The organism is Maritimibacter sp. HL-12 (assembly GCF_900177545.1).
Lineage (GTDB): Bacteria > Pseudomonadota > Alphaproteobacteria > Rhodobacterales > Rhodobacteraceae > Sinisalibacter.
Map to the genome: position 1 here is coordinate 314,566 of NZ_FXBQ01000001.1, position 16,865 is coordinate 331,430.

The following is a 16,865-nucleotide window of genomic DNA, read 5'->3' on the forward strand; positions in this document are numbered from 1 at the left end:
AAAAAGAAACCAACACCAACGGGATCGGGATTTCAACTGCGAATACGACACTTTCGGGCAGGTTTGCGCAACAAGCGGGCAAAATTCGCCCGCCATTTGAGCAAGATATCCCGCGACGCCGGGATTCCGACCGGTTTCGAATCGCCGTCGCGCAGCGCGGCGAGGCGGTTGGTCAGGCCACCTTCTGCAAGGCCACCCGCGGGGTCACGCCCAGCGCATGGGCAACGTCGCGGGTGAGATGCGGCTTGTTGAGGGTGTAGAAATGCAGGTTCTCCACGCCACCGTCGATCAGGTCGGAGCACAGTTCGGCCGCGACCGCGACCGAAAGCAAATCCTCGCGGCCGTCGCGCAGGGCCTTGTCGAAGGCATCGTCCAGCCATCCGGGCACCTTCGCGCCGCAGTTCGTTGCGAATTTCTTCACCCCGCCCCAGTTTTCGATCGGCAGGATGCCCGGGATGATCGGCGCGTCGATGCCGGCTTTCTCGCACTTGTCGCGGAACCGAAAGAAGGTGTCGGCCTCGAAGAAGAACTGCGTGATCGCCGAGGCGGCCCCTGCGTCGATCTTGCGTTTGAGCCAGTCCACGTCTGCGGTGTCGCTGCCCGCCTCGGGGTGCGGATCGGGATAGGCCCCGACGCGCAGGTTGAACTTGCCGGTCGCGGCCAGCGCCTCGATCAGCTCGACCGAATTGGCAAAACCCTCCGGATGCGGCGCGAAACCGCCCTGCCCCTTCGGCGGATCGCCCCGGAGCGCCACGATCTCGGTGATGCCGGCCTCGGCATAGCTCTGCGCGATCTCCAGCGTCTCGGCGCGGCTGGCGTCGACGCAGGTCAGATGCGCCGCCACGTTGAGCCCGTAGCGATTGTGGATCGTCGTCACCGCGTCGTGGGTGAGTTCGCGGGTGGTGCCGCCCGCGCCGTAGGTGACCGAGACGAAGGTGGGATCGAGCGGCGCCAGATCGCGCACCGTATCCGACAGGCGGAAGGCGCCGGCAATGTCCTTGGGCGGGAAGAATTCAAACGAGATACGCGGGGTCGGCATGGCGGGCTCCGATTCTGATGTTGAGATCTTGTATCCCCCGGCCCCTTGTGAGACAAATTCATAAATCTCAGAAAGATCATGAAGGTCGCTCATGTATCTCGAATTTCGCCACCTGCGCACCATCCGCGCGATCCACGAGGCGGGCGGGCTCGCCCGCGCCGCCGACATGCTGCACATCACCCAGTCGGCGCTCTCCCACCAGGTCAAGGCGCTGGAGGAGCAGGTCGGGATGGAGCTGTTCCATCGCCGCTCCAAACCGATGAAGCTCAGCCCGGCCGGGCTGAAGCTCTTGCGGCTGGCCGAGCGTATCCTGCCCGAAATCTCTGCCGTCGAGGAAGAGTTCCGCGCGATGCAATCGGGCCGCTCCGGGCGTCTGCACATCGCGATCGAATGCCACGCCTGTTTCGACTGGCTGTTTCCCGTGCTCGACGGGCTGCGGTCGGCCTGGCCGGATGTCGATGTCGATATCCGCATGCGCCTCGCCTTCGACGCGATCGAGGCGCTCCGGCGCGAGGAGGTGGATTTCGTGATCTCTTCCGACCCGGTGTCCCTCCCCGGCATCACCTTCCAGCCGCTGTTCGATTACGAGCCGATGTTCGTATGCCCGCGCGGGCACCGGCTGGCGGAAAAGCCCTTCATCGAGGCGGAGGATTTCGCTGAGGAAACCCTGCTGCACTACCCGGTGGAACGCGCCAAGCTCGACATTTTCACCCAGTTGCTCACCCCGGCCCGCGTCGAGCCCCGGGGCATGCGGCCGGTGGAACTCACCGAGGTGATCCTGATGCTCGTCGCCGCCGGTCGCGGCGTAACGGTGCTGCCCGACTGGGTCTTGCGCGACGTGCGCGCGCGCCCCGACTACGTGGTCAAACACATCACCGAGGGTGGCCTGACCAAACGGATGTATGCCGCGGTGCGCGATGAAGACACCGCCAAGCCCTACATCGCCCACATGATCCGCCTTGCGCGCACCGAGCCGGTCAAGCTGCAACGCGGCTAGGGGGCGAAATCCGCAGCGGATTTCGCCACGGAATCCGCTGCGGATTCCGTGCCGGTTTCTGCAAAGAAACCGCCCCGCCGCCTTGGCAAGCCGCGCGCCCGCGCGTATAGCGCCGACAACAGACAGGAGCCGGACATGAAGCAAGGCAGCGCCAACCTCAACGTGATGATCAAGGCCGCCCGCAAGGCGGGGCGCAGCCTTGTGAAGGACTTCCGCGAGGTCGAGAACCTCCAGGTCTCGATGAAGGGTGCCGGCGACTTCGTCTCGCGCGCCGATATCGCCGCCGAGGAGATCATCAAGAACGAGCTCACCGAGGCGCGTCCGAACTACGGCTGGCTCGGCGAGGAAGGCGGCGGCGAAGACGGCAAGGACCCGACCCGGCGCTGGATCGTCGATCCGCTCGACGGCACCACCAACTTCCTGCACGGCTTGCCGCACTGGGCGGTGTCGATCGCGCTCGAACACAAGGGCGAGATCGTCGCCGGCGTGGTTTTCGACCCGGCCAAGGACGAGATGTTCTACGCCGAGAAGGGCAGCGGCGCCTTCATGAACGAAACCCGGCTGCGGGTCTCGGGCCGGACTCGGATGATCGAGGCGATTTTCGCCACCGGGCTGCCCTTCGGCGGCCGCGCCGATCTGCCCGACACCTTGCAGGACCTCGCCCGCCTGCTGCCGACCTGCGCCGGCGTGCGCCGCTGGGGGGCCGCCGCGCTCGATCTCGCCTATGTCGCCGCGGGCCGCTACGACGGTTTCTGGGAACGCCGCCTCAACGCCTGGGACATCGCCGCGGGGCTTGTCATCCTGCGCGAGGCGGGCGGGCTGGTGGAACCGATCGACAAGCGCGACGACATCCTGTCCGCCGGTGAACTGATCGGTGCCAACGAGGTGATCTTCGACAAGTTCGCAGCGGTGATCCGGGGCGGCTGACGCCCGCCCGCGACTCCACGAAAACCTCCAGAAATAACCTCAATTTCGCCCCGTTTACCATCGATGGTTGTAGGTCTCTTGGCCCAATTCGGGATCGGACTGGATATGGTTGACACAAGCTACAGGCCAGCCTTGGCACGGTTCACCGTCGATGACGACGGGGCCGTGACCGTTGACTGGATCGTCCTTACCGCGTCCATCGTCCTGTTGGGGGTCGGCGCGTCATTCTACGTCACCTCGACCGTTCCCAAGGTCGCGGACTCCATCGTCACCTTCATGGATGATCACGAGATCAGGGACGAAGAATAGGCCGCGACGCGCCGTGTCGCTCCCCGAACCGCGGTTCTTCCTCATTCGCGCCGCCTGACCCTCGGCACCGAGCTTTCGACCAGCCGGTAGCGCGCCTCGGGGTGGTCGGGGTGGCCGTGGGTCTGCGCCCAGAACCGCGTGCCCCCGGCCCGCAACCAGGCCGGCACGATCGCGAGAAAGCCTAGCCCGAAGCCGCCAGCATGCGCCCAATAGGCGACATTGCCATCGACCGGACCGCTCACACCGCTCGCGAACTGGATCGCGAACCAAACCCCCAGCATCAGCCAGGCGGGCACCGGGAACACCCTGATGTAGACGATCAGGATCAACAGGATGTCGACCCGGGCGCGCGGGAACAGCAAGAAATAGCCGCCCATCACCCCCGCGATCGCCCCCGAGGCACCGACCATCGGCACCGCGCTCGTCGGGGCGGCGGCGAATTGCAGCAGAGCCGCGCCGAGGCCGGTGCCAAGGTAGAATACCAGAAAACCCAGATGCCCGAGCCTGTCTTCGAGGTTGTCGCCGAAGATCCACAGAAACAGCATGTTGCCGGCGAGGTGCAGGAAGCCGGCATGCAGGAACATCGAGGTGATCGCGCCATGAAAGCCGGTTCCGCTTGCGAGCTTCGCCGGTACCATGCCCCATTCCCAGTACAGCATCCCGAGCGCCCGCTCGTCACCGTAGAGCGGCAGGCAGGCGAGAAAGATCACGATATTGGCGCCGATCAGTGTCCAGGTCACCACGGGCAGGCGCTCTGAAGGATTATGGTCGCGGATCGGGAACATGGCGTGAGGTCACACCAGCCGCCGCGCGCCGTCAAGCGCCAAGCCTCGCGCTCTGGTGATTTGACCGCACGCCCCGATGCGCGGAAACTTTGACCATGCGCCTGATCCCCGCCGCCGTCCTCGCTCTTTACGCCCTGCCCGCGCAGAGCGAAACCTGCCCGCCTGCCCCCGACATCACCGGTGCCCTCGATACCCTGATCGCCGACGCACAGGCGGCGCAAACCTACATGGCCGGGCGGGATGCGTTCTACGACATGCGGGCGCTGTGGAGCACGGCCCCGGACGACTGGTCGGGCGAGTTGCTCGCCATCGCGCTCGAACGCATCGCGATTGCCGACTATCCGGGCGCGCTGCTCGGCCTCGACGAACTGGTCGTCTATTGCCCGCATTGGGCAGAGGGCTGGAACCAGCGCGCCTACGTGCGCTTCCTGCAGGAGGATTACGATGCCGCGCTGGCCGACCTCGACCGTGCCCTCGCGCTCAACCCGCGCCACGTCGCCGCGCTTTCGGGCAAGGGGCTGACGCTGATGCGGATGGGGCGCGACGACGCGGGCGACGCGGTGCTGCGCAAAGCCGTGGCGCTGCACCCGTGGTTGCCCGAACGCGGGCTGCTCGACCCGCCCGCGGGCGCGCCGCGCTGACCCCGAACCTGTCCGCGCGCCCTTTTCCCCGCGCCCCGCTTGGGCTACCGTCGCCGCGCCCGCCCGCGTGGTGGAACGGTAGACACAGGGGACTTAAAATCCCCAGCCTTCGGGCGTGCGGGTTCGAATCCCGCCGCGGGTACCAGAACGACGGGCGCCGCGATCCGGCCGCGTGTCGCACTTGGCCTGTGCCCGCTTTCTTTCCGTTCGGGGCGGGCCTATCTTCGTGGCCATGAACCCGCTCCCTCCCGCCTTTTCCGACTGGTTCCGTGCCAGGGGCTGGCAGCCCCACCCGCATCAGCGCGCGATGCTGGCGCGCGCCGAGGACGCTGCCACCCTCCTGATCGCGCCCACCGGTGGCGGAAAGACACTTGCAGGATTCCTGCCAACACTCGTCGATCTGGCGAAAAATCCCCGCGCTGGATTGCACACTCTCTACATTTCACCGCTCAAGGCGCTCGCGGCCGACATGCGCCGCAACCTGACCGGCCCGATTGCCGACATCGGTCTCGATATCCGCGTCGATGACCGCTCGGGCGATACCAGCCAGACCCGTCGCAAGGCCCAGCGCGCCGATCCGCCGCATATCCTGCTCACCACGCCCGAGAGCCTCGCGCTGCTTTTGTCCTACGAGGATGCCCCGCGGCTGTTTGCCGGCCTCGCCCGGGTGGTGGTGGACGAAGTGCACGCGCTGGCCGAGAGCAAGCGCGGCGACCAACTCATGCTGCTGCTGACCCGGCTCGAGGCGCTGGCGCCGGGGCTGCGGCGGGTCGGGCTTTCGGCCACGGTGGAAGACCCGCCGGCACTGGCGCGTTACTTCCATGCCCCCGGTGCCGCGGTGCTCCATGCCGACCCCGGCCCCAGCCCCGATATCCGCATGCTTGCAACCGAGGCCCCGCCGCCCTGGTCCGGCGGCGGCGGGCGCTATGCCATCGCGGAAGTGCTTGCAGAGGTCAAGCGCCACAAGACCACGCTGATCTTTCACAACACCCGCGCACAGGCAGAGATCTTCTTTCATCACCTCTGGCTCGCCAACGACGAGACCCTGCCGATCGCCATCCACCACGGCTCGCTCGCGCGCGAGGCCCGCGAGAGGGTGGAAGCGGCGATGCTGCGCGGCGATCTCAAGGCCATCGTCTGCACCGGCACGCTCGATCTGGGCCTCGACTGGGGCGATGTCGATCTGGTGATCCAGATCGGTGCGCCGAAAAACGTCAAGCGCCTCGTCCAGCGCATCGGTCGCGCCAACCACCGCTACAACGCCCCCTCCAAGGCGCTGCTGCTGCCCGCGAACCGCTGGGAGGTGATCGAGTGCCAGGCCGCGATCGAGGCGGCGCTGGCGCATGATCTCGACGGCGAGCCGCGCGGAGCCGGCCCGCGCGACGTATTGTGCCAGCATATCCTGATCCGCGCCTGCTCCGGCCCGTTCGATGCTGCCGATCTTTACGCCGAAGTCAGCCGCGCCGGGCCTTATGCCGCGCTCAGCCGGGCGCAGTTCGACGCCTGCCTCGATTTCGTCGCCACCGGCGGCTATGCGCTGCGCGCCTATGATCGCTGGCAACGACTCAAGCAGCGCCCCGACGGGCTCTGGCAGTTGCGCGATCCACGTAGCACGCAACTCATCCGCATGAACCTCGGCACGATCCAGGACAGCGACACGCTGAAGGTGCGGATGCGCGGCCACCGCGGGCCGCTCGGCGAGGTCGAGGAAGCCTTCGCCGCCGCACTCACCCCCGGCGACACCTTCCTGATCGGCGGCCAGATCGTGCGCTTCGAGAGCCTGCACGAGATGCACGTGGAAGTCAGCCGCGACCGGGGACGCAAGCCGAAGGTCGCCGTTTTCATGGGCACGAAGTTTTCCACCTCGACCCAGCTATCGGCCCGGGTGCTCGATCTCCTGCACCGCGACGACCTCAGCGCCCTGCCCGGCCATACCCGCGACTGGATCGCGCTCCAGGCCGAGGTGTCGCGCCTGCCGCGTGCGGGCCGGGTTCTGGTGGAGAGCTTTCGCTTCGAGGGCCGGGCGCAGACTTGCATCTACGGGTTTGCCGGGCGCGGCGCGCAGCAGACGCTGGGCCTGCTGCTCACCCGGCGGATGGAAGTGGCCGGGCTCGCACCGCTCGGCTTCGTCGCCAGCGACTACGCCACGCTGATCTGGTCGCTCGACCCGATGACCGACCCCGCCGCGCTGCTCGATCCGGAGGGATTGCGCGACGGTCTGGAGGGCTGGCTGGCCGAAAACGCACTGATGAAACGCGCCTTCAAGGCCGCCGCCACCATCGCCGGGCTGACCCCGCGCAACTTCCCCGGCAAGCGCGCCAATGCCCGGCAGGCCACGTTTTCCACCGATATCCTCTACGACACCTTGCGCAAGTATGACCCCGACCACCTGCTCCTCGACATCACCCGCGAAGAAGCCATGCGCGGGCTGATCGGCTTCGGCCGGATCGAGGAAATGCTGGCGCGCACCCGGGCGCGGGTCGATCACGTCGTGCTCGACAGGGTGCCGCCCTTCGCCGCGCCGCTGTTTCTGGAAGTCGGCAAGGTGCCGGTGGAGGGCGCGGGCGCGGAGGCGCTGGTGGCCGCCGAAGCCGCGCGCCTGATGGCCGAGGCGGGGCTGGCCTGAGCCGGTTCAGTCGGCGCAGATCCCTTGCAGGCTGACCCAGTCGGCATCGGCCAGAAGCGGCGCGGAGCGGGCGAGCGGCACCGGATCGGCCTCGATCAGGCCCAGCGTGGCCTCCCCCGTCGGATCGAGCGCGTAGGCATATGGCGTCGAGCGCACCCCCGCCGCCTCGAAGCGCGCGAGCAGGGTCGCATCGGCCAGCGGCGCGGGCGGTGCCAGCAGCACCGCCTCGGCGTAGGCGTCGAGCACATCGTCGTCGATGTCGCCGGTGGTGAGCAACTTGGCGGTGGCGACGATCCCGGCATGGGCGAGAAGCGCGGCCATCGGGTCGCGCGCTCGCGCGCGCTCGGCTTCGGCAAGCACGAACCCGGCCGCCACGTCCGGCTCGGGATAATTCTCCACCAGGGCCCGGTCGATCAGGATGATCCGCCCCGGCAGATGACGCGCCCCGTTCACCCCGGCCGGAACCACGAAGAGCCGGGCCCGTTCACCGTCGAACAGCCGCGCGCCGAGCCGGTCGAGCGCCGCGACCCCGTAGGGTATTGCACAGGGCGCACCGGCAACCCGGCGCACCCGCTCCATCAGCCGGTTGCCCACCGCCTCCCGGGTCACATCGGGCAGAACCGAGAGCGTGTGTTGCCGCAGCGCGCCGGGCAGCCATGTCACCGCCAGAACAGCGGCCAGCCCGAGCGTGGTCAGCGTCAGCCCGAGCCGCAGCCGCCCGGCACGGGGCCGGTTCATCTCGATGGCCCGGCGCACCTTCTCCAGCGCGGCAAGCATCTCGGCGTCGTCGATCTCAAGCTCCTCGATCTCCTCCGTTGCCTCGGACGGTGCATAGCGCGCAGGGGTTTCGCCGGGGTTGAGCCGGTGCAGGGCGGCCAGTGACCAATGCGCGAGCGCCCGGTCGGATGTGTCGGTGATCGTGAGCGTCGCATCGCCGATCGAGATGACGACGTTCAGCCGCTGCGCCTCGGCATCGGGACGCCAGAGGCCGGGAGCCTCGAGCCGTTGATATTGGGTCAGCGCCGTCATGTCGGGCAAGGCTGCTCTTTTGTATTGTTGCGGTGAGAATAGCGCGCGCCATGCCCCCGCGTCCAGCCGGGGTTCGGCCGGGCCGGTTCGACACCGCGGCCGCCGCCTGTCGCGGGCCGCAAAGCCGCGGTGCTCAGAGCTCTTTCACAAGCGCGCGCAACTCGAACTTCTGGATCTTGCCGGTCGAGGTTTTCGGCAGTTCGAGGAAGATCACCCGCTTGGGCGTCTTGAACCCGGCAAGGCGCTCGCGGGCGAAGGCGATCAGCTCCTCTTCGCTCGCCGCCGCGCCCTCCTTCAACTCGACGAAGGCGCAGGGCACCTCGCCCCACTTGTCGTCCGGTTTGGCGACCACGGCGCAAAGCGAGACCGCCGGGTGATGCATGAGCGCCCCCTCGACCTCGACCGACGAGACGTTCTCGCCGCCCGAGATGATGATGTCCTTCGCCCGGTCGGTGATCTTGATGTAGCCGTCGGGGTGCTTGAAGGCGATGTCGCCGGTGTGGAAATAGCCGCCGCGAAAGGCCTCCCTGGTGGCCTCGGGGTTCTTCAGGTAGCCCTTCATCACCACGTTGCCGCGCACCATGATCTCGCCGATGGTCTCGCCGTCGGCGGGCACCTCGGCCATGGTTTCGCCCTCCATCACGGTGACGTGCTCCTCCATCACCTGCGCCACCCCGGTGCGCGCCTTGATCGCGTAGCGCTCGGCGTCGGGCAAGTCGTCCCAGGCGTCCTTCCAGCGGCATTCGACGACATGGCCATAGGTTTCGGTCAGCCCATAGGTCTGCGTGACCGTGAAGCCGAGCGGTTCGATCGCGGCGAGCGTGGCCGCGGGCGGTGGGGCGCCGGCGGTATAGACCTTGACCACGTGATCGAAAGCGCGGCGCTCGGCGTCCTTCGCGTTCACGATCATGTTCAGCACGATTGGTGCGCCGCCGAAATTGGTCACGCCCTCGTCGGCGATGGCGTCGTAGATTGCCTTTGCGGTGATGTCGCGGCAGCAGATTGTGGTGCCGCCCACCGCCGGGATCGACCATGTGTGCACCCAGTTGTTGCAGTGAAACAGCGGCACGATGGTGAGGTAGACGGTATCGCGGTCAAGTCCCCAGTCGAGGCCGAGGCCCAGCGTGTGCAGGTGGGCACCCCGGTGCGAATAGACCACGCCCTTCGGCCGCCCGGTGGTGCCGGAGGTGTAGTTGAGCGCGAGGCTCTCCCACTCGTCCCCGGGCATGTGCCAGGTGAACGCCGGATCGCCCCCGGCGATGAAGTCCTCGTACTCGGTATGCCGCCCCGAGGCCGGGAACCCCGCCGCCGGGTCGGCCACCTCGATGATCCGGGGGCCTTCGCCCTCCATCCGCTCCAGCGCCGCTTCGGCCAGCCCGAGAAAGGCGCTGTCGACCAGCGCCACCTTCGCCTCGCCATGACCGAAGATATAGGCAACGGTTTCGACGTCGAGGCGGATGTTGATGGTGTTGAGCACCGCGCCAGTGGCCGGCACGCCCCAATGCGCCTCGGCCTGCGCCAGCGTGTTGGGAAGGAGCGTCGCCACCACGTCGCCCGGGCCCACCCCGGCGGTGGCGAGCGCGGAGGCCAGCCGCGAGGCGCGGGCGTGGTATTCGCCGTAAGTGAAGCGCCGGTCGCGGTCGACGATGGCGAGCTTTTCGGGGAACAGGGCCGCGGCCCGGCGCAGGTGCGAAAGCGGCGTGAGCGCCACGTGGTTCGCATCCGTCTTCTCCAGCCCGGTTTCGTCCTTCAGCCAGCCCATATGCGCCTCCCTCAGCCATGGTCTGCGCGATTTGGCACTGCAGCACGACGGGCGTCAATGCCGATGCGGCATCGGCTGGGGCAACATGGGGGCGCAGCCTGGACGGTCTCGCAGAGACCGGTAACCCGGCAGGCGCTTTCCCTGAAAGCGCCGAGAGGGCCCCTCGCCCGTTCCGGGCTCACCCCCCGAGGTATTTCCGGACCCAAGAAGGATCGGGAGTGGCGGGGTGCCCGGCGCGCCGGTATCATCGCGCCATGATCCTGTCGCGCGGTCGCCGCTACATCTTCGTTCATGCCCCGAAAACCGGGGGCACCTCGCTCGCGCTGGCGCTGGAGGCCCGCGCGATGGCCGATGACATCATGCTCGGCGACACGCCGAAAGCGCGCAAGCGGCGGCGGCGGGTGCAGGGGATGGCGGCCTCGGGACGGTTGTGGAAACACGCCATGCTCACCGACCTTTACGGGTTGGTGACACAGGACGAGATCGAGGATTTTTTCGTCTTCACCCTGGTGCGCAACCCATGGGACCGGATGGTGAGCTATTACCACTGGCTGCGCGGCCAGAGCTTCGATCACCCCGCTGTCGCGCTGGCGAAAACCGCGGAGTTTTCCGCCTTCCTCAACGCACCGCAAACCATCACGGCGATGCGCGACAATCCTTACGGTCGCTACGTCACCGATGCGCAGGGCATCGAGCGTGCCGATCTGTTCATCCGCCTCGAACACCTGCGCGACGACCTCGCGCCGCTCGAAGCCCACCTCGGCTTCGACCTCGGCGAGATCCCGCACGAGAACCGCTCCGAGCGCGCGGCCGACTGGCGCGGCTATTACGATGCGGCCGATGCGGCGCTCGTCGCGGAGGCCTGCGCGCCCGATATCCGCCGCTTTTCCTACAGCTTCCGTTAAGGATTGCGCCTGCGCCTGGCGACAATATCCGCGGACCAGGCAGTTTGTATCCAGAAATCCCGTCAATGCCGCAAGATTGCCGCAAATACGCCGAATTTTCTCCCCGTGGCGAACGCAGCCTCAGCTTGAAGCAAGCCAAAGGCCACGCGGGGATGCCCCCGACCTCGTGACTGGGGAGACGAAATGTTCGGACTGCTCAAGACATCCTCGCGAGACACCGCATCGTGCCGCGGTGCCGACGAAATCCGGCCCGCCGACAACGATTACCGGCTGTCCGGCTTCACCGCCGGAACCCGGATCGCCACAAGGCGGGGCTGGCGACCTGTCGAGGCGATCGCGGTCGGTGACGAGGTGCTCACCTTCGACAACGGCGCGCAACCCGTGGTGGCGGTGACCCGGGGCGCGCATTTCGCCTGCAGCGATGCCTCGCCGTCATTCGCCACGCCGATCGACGTGCCCGGCGGCACCATCGGCAACGACGATCCCATGGTGCTCCTACCCGAACAGCCGGTTCTGGTCGAAAGCGACGCCGCCGAGGCGATGACCGGCGATCCCTTCGCACTCCTGCCGGCCAAGGCCCTGGTGGGGTATCGCGGCATCGAGCGGTTCTGCAGCCTGCGGCCCGTCGAGGTGGTGACGCTGCATTTCGAAAATGACGAACTCGTTTTTGCCGATGGCGGCGGGCTCCTGCTGGTGCCCTCGTCGGTCCCGGGGATCACCCCGCTGGACCAGCTCGACATCGGCGGTCGGCCCGCGCCCTACGCGATCCTGCGCGGGGAGAAGGCCGAGGCCCTCGTGGCCGCGATGTCGAAGGAAGATACCTCGAGTTTCAGTGCCGCCACCGTGTCGGCCTGAGCGCGGGGTGGGGTCCGGCGGCCAATCCAACAGTCCCCGCGCTCGCCGCGCCTCCCCCGTCGCACCGATTTCGCGCTCGTTATTCCCCCCGATCACGACGCGAAAGAGCCCCGTCCGCCCCCCTTGCCGGACGGGGCTTTGACGTCTTGCGCCCGCACCCGGATCAGTTGCGCAGGAAAGCGTCGGAAAAGCCGCCGCTTCGGGCCGCGGCAAGCGCAGTGCGCAAGGCCGCTGCATTGTCATAGGGGCCCGCCACCACCACGGTGCGCCCCGAGCGCGTCTGCGCCACGCGGCCCGGCAGGCCAAGCGCCTGGAGCCGCGCCGCCGCGCGCTCGGCATTTGCCGCCACGTTGAAGGCACCGACCTGCACATAACGTTTCGTCGCCACGGGCTCCGGCGCCTCGGCCACCGCGGCGGGCACCGCGGAGGGGCTCTTGGTGAAGACCGAGAAACCACCCGCACCCGGCTGCTCGACCAGCCCGCGCGCCGGCGCGGGATTGGCCTTTTGCATCGGCACCTTGGTGACGTCCCATTTCGCCGCCATCTGCTGATCGCCACTGGCGGACAGCGGACCGCGGTTGGGGTTGAGCCGGTCGTCATCCCACGCCTGCCGATAGCCGGACGGGATCACCACGCGTTCGGTGCCGGACTCCGGCGGCGCGCTGGACCCTCCGGACGTGGCCGCGGGCGCGGGTGTCGCCGGTGCACGGCGCACCGCCTGACCGGGGGTGGGCACCGGATCGGTCACGCCGGGCCCGGAGGTGACACCGAAGCCCCGGCCAAAGCTGTGCCCCTGCGGCGCGGGGACCGTGCCCGGGGCCACGCCGCCGATCTTTACCCGGCCGGACGAGGCGGTGGGCATCGGGGTGGACGGCACCCGCGCCACGGTCTTGGGTTCGGGTGCCGCGACCGACGCAGGATTGGCCACCAGCCGGGTGCGTTCGCCGTTGCCGTGCTGGATGATGTAGCTCTTGGCGGTGGTCTGCCCCGGGGCGCACCGCACCGCCAGGGTCCGCGACCCGATGCGAACCCGCGCGGTGGAACCATCGGCCGGACAGGTGACGTTCATCGTGCGCGAGATCGGCGACGGGGCCGCCGGTTTGGAGGCGGCGGGCTCGGGCGGCGCCGAGGGTGACGCGGCCGCTGTCGTCGTCGCTTGGTCAGGGCTGGCGGGTGCCGAAGGCCGCGGCGGCGCGGGCGGCGCGGGGGGCCGCGCCGAGGCTGTGCCGGACCCGCTCGCGCTCGGCGTCAGTCCGCAGATCACCGTCTTGCGGTCAGACGACAGCCGCGGCACCCAGTTCACGCTCGACCCGATATTGGCCCGCACATAGGCGCAGCCGCGGCTGTCGACGTAAACATCGCTCCGGTAGCTTGCGGGCGGAGTCTCGGCCGGCTTGGCGGCCTGTTGCAGGGTGTAGGCACTGGCAGCCGTGCCAGAAACAATGACCGCGAGAGCCAAGGCGCTTGTATGACGAAGTAATTTCATATCCGTGCCCCCACACAAGATGTTGGGGTCACAATGGCGGATCATACCCCGCGAGTCTAGGGGTCCGGCAACAATCTGTCGGTGAAGGCAGGACAATTACCCCCTGTCCGGGGCCGGAAAACAGATTGTCCACAAACTCGAAACAAACGCCTACCGGGTGCCATACATCCGGTCGCCCGCGTCCCCGAGACCGGGCACGATATAGCCGTGGTCGTTGAGCCGCTCGTCGACCGCCGCGGTGACGATCGGCACATCCGGATGCGCCGTGCCCATCCGTTTCACCCCCTCGGGCGCGGCAAGCAGGCAGAGGAAGCGGATGTTCTTCGCGCCGGCCTTCTTCAAAAGGTCGATCGCGGCCACCGAGGAATTCCCGGTCGCCAGCATCGGGTCGACCACGATCACCAGCCGCTCACCGATTTCCTCGGGCACCTTGAAGTAGTATTGCACCGGCTCCAGCGTTTCCTCGTTGCGGTAAAGCCCGATGAACCCGACCCGAGCCGAGGGGATCAGCTCCAGCACCCCGTCGAGCAGCCCGTTGCCGGCCCGAAGGATCGAGACCAGAGCCATCTTCTTGCCGGCGAGCAGCGGCGCTTCCATTTCCTTCAGCGGTGTTTCCACCGTCGTCATCGTCATCGGCAACTCACGGGTGACCTCGTAGGCGAGCAGCAGGGAGATCTCGCGCAAGAGTTGGCGGAACTCGGCGGTGGAGGTGTCCTTGCGCCGCATCAGGGTAAGCTTGTGCTGCACCAGCGGGTGTTGGACGATCTTCAGATGGTCGAGCATCAGGGGGTCTCCAGCCGTTGGGCAATCCGCGCGCGGGTGTCATCATCGCAGAACGCGGCCTCCAGCGCCACCCGGTTGAGCGCGGCAAAATCAGCTTCGTCCCAGCCGAAGGCGCGCGAAAGCTCCTCGTATTCGCGGGTCATGTCGGTGTGGAAGAAGGGCGGGTCGTCGGTCGAAACGGTGACGTTCACCCCTGCGTCGCGCAGCCGCGCGATCGGGTGATCGGCATAGGACGGGTAGAGCCCGAGACCGACGTTGGAGCCGGGGCAGACTTCGAGCACGGTGCCGCGCGCGGCGAGCTCGATCACCAGTGTCGGGTCTTCGATCGCGCGCACGCCGTGGCCGATCCGCTCGACGCGCAGATGGTCCAGCACATCGCGCACCGAGGCTGGCCCGCCCCATTCGCCGGCATGGGCGGTGAGCCGCAGCCCGGCTTCGCGCGCCATGTCGAAGGCATAGGCGAAATCGGCGGCCTCGCCGGCGTTCTCGTCGCCCGCGAGACCGAAGCCGGTGACGAAACCGCCCGCGGTATCGCGCGCGCAGGCGGCCACTTCGCGCGCCGCCTCGGGGCCGAAATGGCGGATCGCGGTGACGATCCCGCGCATCGTGATGCCAAGCTCCTCGGCCGAAAGCGCCGCCTCCCACATCGCGTGGAAGTATTCCCGCCAGGCCCCGGGATCGCGCCCGCCGCAGAAATCGGGCGAAAGGAAGCTTTCGAGGTAGACCACCCCCGCCTCCGCCGCCTCGCCGAGCACGATGGCGGTGAGCAGGGCGTAGTCGTCGGGGGTCTGGAACGGCTTGGTCGCCGCCTCGTAGACATCGAGGAAGCGCAGGAAACTGTCGTATTGATAGGCCCCGTTGGCGTCGAACATGCCCGACACGTCAAGGCCCTTGGCCCCTGCCATGTCACGCACGAAGGCCGGTGGCGCGGCACCTTCGAGGTGGTGGTGCAACTCGATCTTGGGAAGCGACTTGAAACTCACGGGGGATGTTTCCTTTCAACACGGAATTTGCAGGGCGGGGGCATGCGGCGCGCGCCGAAAACCCGGACCGGCGCGTGCCGGGTCACCCTGCCCCGGACGGTTTTTCACAGGAAACTCCGTCCTGCGCCGCGCTCGGGCAGACCGAGATGCGCCGCCACGCTCGCGCCGATATCGGCAAAACCCACCTGGCCGATCCCGCGCGCGCCGACGCCCCAGCCCAGAACCGGCACCCGCTCGCGGGTGTGGTCGGTGCCGGTCCAGGTCGGATCGTTGCCGTGATCGGCGGTGAAGATCGCGAGATCGCCTGCACGCAGGCTGGCGAGAAAGCGCGGAAGCTGGGCATCGAACCATTCGAGATGCGCGGCGTAGCCCGCCACGTCGCGCCGGTGGCCGAATTTCGCGTCGAACTCGACGAGGTTGGCGAAGGTCAGGCTGCCCTCCTCCGCGCCATCGCCCCAGCCGATCAGCGCCTCCATAAGATCGGCGTCGGCACCGTGTATGCCGTTGTCCATCCCGCGATGGGCAAAGATGTCGTCGATCTTGCCCACCGCGTTGACGCTGCGGCCCGCCGCCTGCGCCCAGTCCAGCAGCGTGTCTCCGGGGGGTTCCAGCGCGAAATCGCGGCGGTTGGTGGTGCGGCTGAACCCGGTCTCGGCCCTGCCAACGAAAGGCCGCGCGATCACCCGCCCGACCCGCATCGCGTGCAGCATTGGCGCAACCGCCTCGCAAAGGGCATAGAGCCGGTCCAGCCCGAAGCTTTCCTCGTGGGCCGCGATCTGGAGCACGCTGTCGGCGGAGGTGTAGACGATCGGCCAGCCGGTCGCGACATGCTCGGCCCCAAGCTCGTCGAGGATCACCGTGCCGGAGGCGTGCCTGTTGCCGAGGATGCCGCCGGCGCCCGCGGCCTCGATCAGCCTTTGCGTCACCTCTTCGGGAAAGGTCGGTTCGGTTTTCGGAAAATAGGTCCAGTCCCAAGGCACCGGCAGGCCGGCGATCTCCCAGTGGCCCGAGGGCGTATCCTTGCCCCGGCTCACCTCGGTGGCCGCGCCCCAGAGGCCGGACGGCGTCGCCCCCAGTCCCGGCGCGCGCAGCCCGCTCGCCAGTTCCAGCGCCGCGCCGAGGCCAAGCCCGTCGAGGTTGGGCAACGTGAGCGGGCCCGCGCGCCCGGCCCCGTCTGCCCGGCCCTCGGCGCAAGCCTCGGCGATATGGCCAAGGGTGTTGGCGCCGGTGTCGGGCGTGCCATCGTTGAAATAGGCGTCGGCATCGGGGGCACCGCCGATCCCGACCGAATCGAGCACCACGAGGAAGGCGCGGGTCATCGCTCAGCCCTCCATCTGCGCCTTGGCGAAGGCATGCGGCAGGAGCGCCTCGATCGTCATCACCCGTTCGTCGCCTTGCAGGTTGGCCATGGTCACCTGTGTGCCCGGGGGCGCAAACTCGGCCAGCTTCTGGCGGCAGCCGCCGCAGGGCGTGACGGGTTCGGGCGCATCCCCGACCACGGCCACCTCCGCGATGCGGGTTTCGCCAGCCGCCACCATCGCGGCAATCGCCCCGGCCTCGGCACAGGTGCCCTCCGGGTATGCCGCGTTCTCGACGTTCACCCCGGTGAAGACCGCGCCCGAGGCACTGCGGATCGCCGCGCCCACCTTGAAGCCGGAATAGGGCGCGTGGGCGTGCACGCGCACCGCCTTGGCATCATCGAGCAGGGACATCGCCACCTCCGTTTTGACCAACTGGT

17 protein-coding genes and 1 tRNA gene are annotated in these 16,865 nt (G+C 68.0%); 9 read left to right on the top strand and 9 right to left on the bottom strand.

The genetic code is table 11. The features are described 5' to 3' along the window. Positions 1-172: 172 nt before the first annotated feature. Positions 173-1,039 carry a methylenetetrahydrofolate reductase [NAD(P)H] gene (gene metF, locus B9Y97_RS01590; RefSeq protein WP_085528039.1) on the bottom strand — a complete coding sequence of 289 codons (867 nt, stop codon included), beginning with the start codon at positions 1,037-1,039 and terminating at the stop codon, positions 173-175. Positions 1,040-1,130: 91 nt separating this feature from the next. On the opposite strand from metF, the gene B9Y97_RS01595 reads away from it, so the two are divergent. The 3 genes from B9Y97_RS01595 to B9Y97_RS01605 all read left to right on the top strand — a co-directional run bounded on the left by B9Y97_RS01595 (position 1,131) and on the right by B9Y97_RS01605 (position 3,272). Beyond that, complete coding sequence (locus B9Y97_RS01595) at positions 1,131-2,036, top strand: LysR family transcriptional regulator (protein WP_085525116.1); 906 nt, start codon at positions 1,131-1,133, stop codon at positions 2,034-2,036. A gap of 135 nt (positions 2,037-2,171) precedes the next feature. After that, a complete protein-coding gene (locus B9Y97_RS01600) occupies positions 2,172-2,963 on the top strand; it encodes an inositol monophosphatase family protein (protein ID WP_254900823.1) in 792 nt (263 codons plus the stop codon). A 105-nt stretch (positions 2,964-3,068) separates the two neighbouring features. Further along, positions 3,069-3,272, top strand: a complete 204-nt coding sequence (locus tag B9Y97_RS01605) for a hypothetical protein (RefSeq protein ID WP_139828189.1) — start codon at positions 3,069-3,071, stop codon at positions 3,270-3,272. A gap of 41 nt (positions 3,273-3,313) precedes the next feature. Here the strand turns inward: B9Y97_RS01605 and B9Y97_RS01610 are convergent, their stop codons facing one another. Continuing rightward, a complete protein-coding gene (locus B9Y97_RS01610; RefSeq protein WP_085525118.1) occupies positions 3,314-4,057 on the bottom strand; it encodes a rhomboid family intramembrane serine protease in 744 nt (247 codons plus the stop codon). A gap of 95 nt (positions 4,058-4,152) precedes the next feature. Between B9Y97_RS01610 and B9Y97_RS01615 the strand changes: the two genes are divergently transcribed. The 3 genes from B9Y97_RS01615 to B9Y97_RS01625 all read left to right on the top strand — a co-directional run bounded on the left by B9Y97_RS01615 (position 4,153) and on the right by B9Y97_RS01625 (position 7,324). After that, positions 4,153-4,698: a tetratricopeptide repeat protein gene (locus B9Y97_RS01615; RefSeq protein WP_085525119.1), complete on the top strand. Its 546-nt coding sequence runs from the start codon at positions 4,153-4,155 to the stop codon at positions 4,696-4,698. 61 nt (positions 4,699-4,759) lie between these two features. Next, a tRNA-Leu gene (locus B9Y97_RS01620) sits at positions 4,760-4,843 on the top strand. 87 nt (positions 4,844-4,930) lie between these two features. Continuing rightward, the gene (locus B9Y97_RS01625; RefSeq protein ID WP_085525120.1) at positions 4,931-7,324 is read left to right on the top strand and encodes a ligase-associated DNA damage response DEXH box helicase; all 2,394 of its coding nucleotides are present in this window, start codon (positions 4,931-4,933) and stop codon (positions 7,322-7,324) included. Between the two features lie 6 nt (positions 7,325-7,330). On the opposite strand, the gene B9Y97_RS01630 is transcribed toward B9Y97_RS01625, so the two are convergent. Further along, entirely contained in the window at positions 7,331-8,353 is a 1,023-nt protein-coding gene (locus B9Y97_RS01630) for a hypothetical protein (RefSeq protein WP_085525121.1), read from the bottom strand. A gap of 133 nt (positions 8,354-8,486) precedes the next feature. Further along, complete coding sequence (locus B9Y97_RS01635) at positions 8,487-10,115, bottom strand: AMP-binding protein (protein ID WP_085525122.1); 1,629 nt, start codon at positions 10,113-10,115, stop codon at positions 8,487-8,489. A gap of 254 nt (positions 10,116-10,369) precedes the next feature. Between B9Y97_RS01635 and B9Y97_RS01640 the strand changes: the two genes are divergently transcribed. After that, entirely contained in the window at positions 10,370-11,020 is a 651-nt protein-coding gene (locus tag B9Y97_RS01640; protein WP_085525123.1) for a sulfotransferase family 2 domain-containing protein, read from the top strand. 183 nt (positions 11,021-11,203) lie between these two features. After that, complete coding sequence (locus tag B9Y97_RS01645) at positions 11,204-11,875, top strand: Hint domain-containing protein (RefSeq protein WP_085525124.1); 672 nt, start codon at positions 11,204-11,206, stop codon at positions 11,873-11,875. Between the two features lie 163 nt (positions 11,876-12,038). Here the strand turns inward: B9Y97_RS01645 and B9Y97_RS01650 are convergent, their stop codons facing one another. After that, positions 12,039-12,944, bottom strand: a complete 906-nt coding sequence (locus B9Y97_RS01650) for an SPOR domain-containing protein (RefSeq protein ID WP_139828190.1) — start codon at positions 12,942-12,944, stop codon at positions 12,039-12,041. On the opposite strand from B9Y97_RS01650, the gene B9Y97_RS17860 reads away from it, so the two are divergent. Then, positions 12,934-13,206: a hypothetical protein gene (locus B9Y97_RS17860; RefSeq protein ID WP_139828191.1), complete on the top strand. Its 273-nt coding sequence runs from the start codon at positions 12,934-12,936 to the stop codon at positions 13,204-13,206. The genes B9Y97_RS01650 and B9Y97_RS17860 overlap by 11 nt on opposite strands. Positions 13,207-13,511: 305 nt before the next feature. Here the strand turns inward: B9Y97_RS17860 and upp are convergent, their stop codons facing one another. From upp to cdd, 4 genes are all read right to left on the bottom strand, one after another. Next, a complete protein-coding gene (upp, locus tag B9Y97_RS01655; protein WP_085525126.1) occupies positions 13,512-14,144 on the bottom strand; it encodes a uracil phosphoribosyltransferase in 633 nt (210 codons plus the stop codon). Next, positions 14,144-15,127, bottom strand: a complete 984-nt coding sequence (locus tag B9Y97_RS01660; RefSeq protein WP_085525127.1) for an adenosine deaminase — start codon at positions 15,125-15,127, stop codon at positions 14,144-14,146. The genes upp and B9Y97_RS01660 overlap by 1 nt, the downstream gene beginning before the upstream one ends. Before the next feature lie 104 nt (positions 15,128-15,231). Next, positions 15,232-16,446, bottom strand: a complete 1,215-nt coding sequence (locus tag B9Y97_RS01665) for a phosphopentomutase (protein ID WP_085525128.1) — start codon at positions 16,444-16,446, stop codon at positions 15,232-15,234. Positions 16,447-16,449: 3 nt separating this feature from the next. Next, positions 16,450-16,839, bottom strand: a complete 390-nt coding sequence (gene cdd / locus B9Y97_RS01670) for a cytidine deaminase (protein ID WP_085528041.1) — start codon at positions 16,837-16,839, stop codon at positions 16,450-16,452. Between the last annotated feature and the right edge of the window lie 26 nt (positions 16,840-16,865).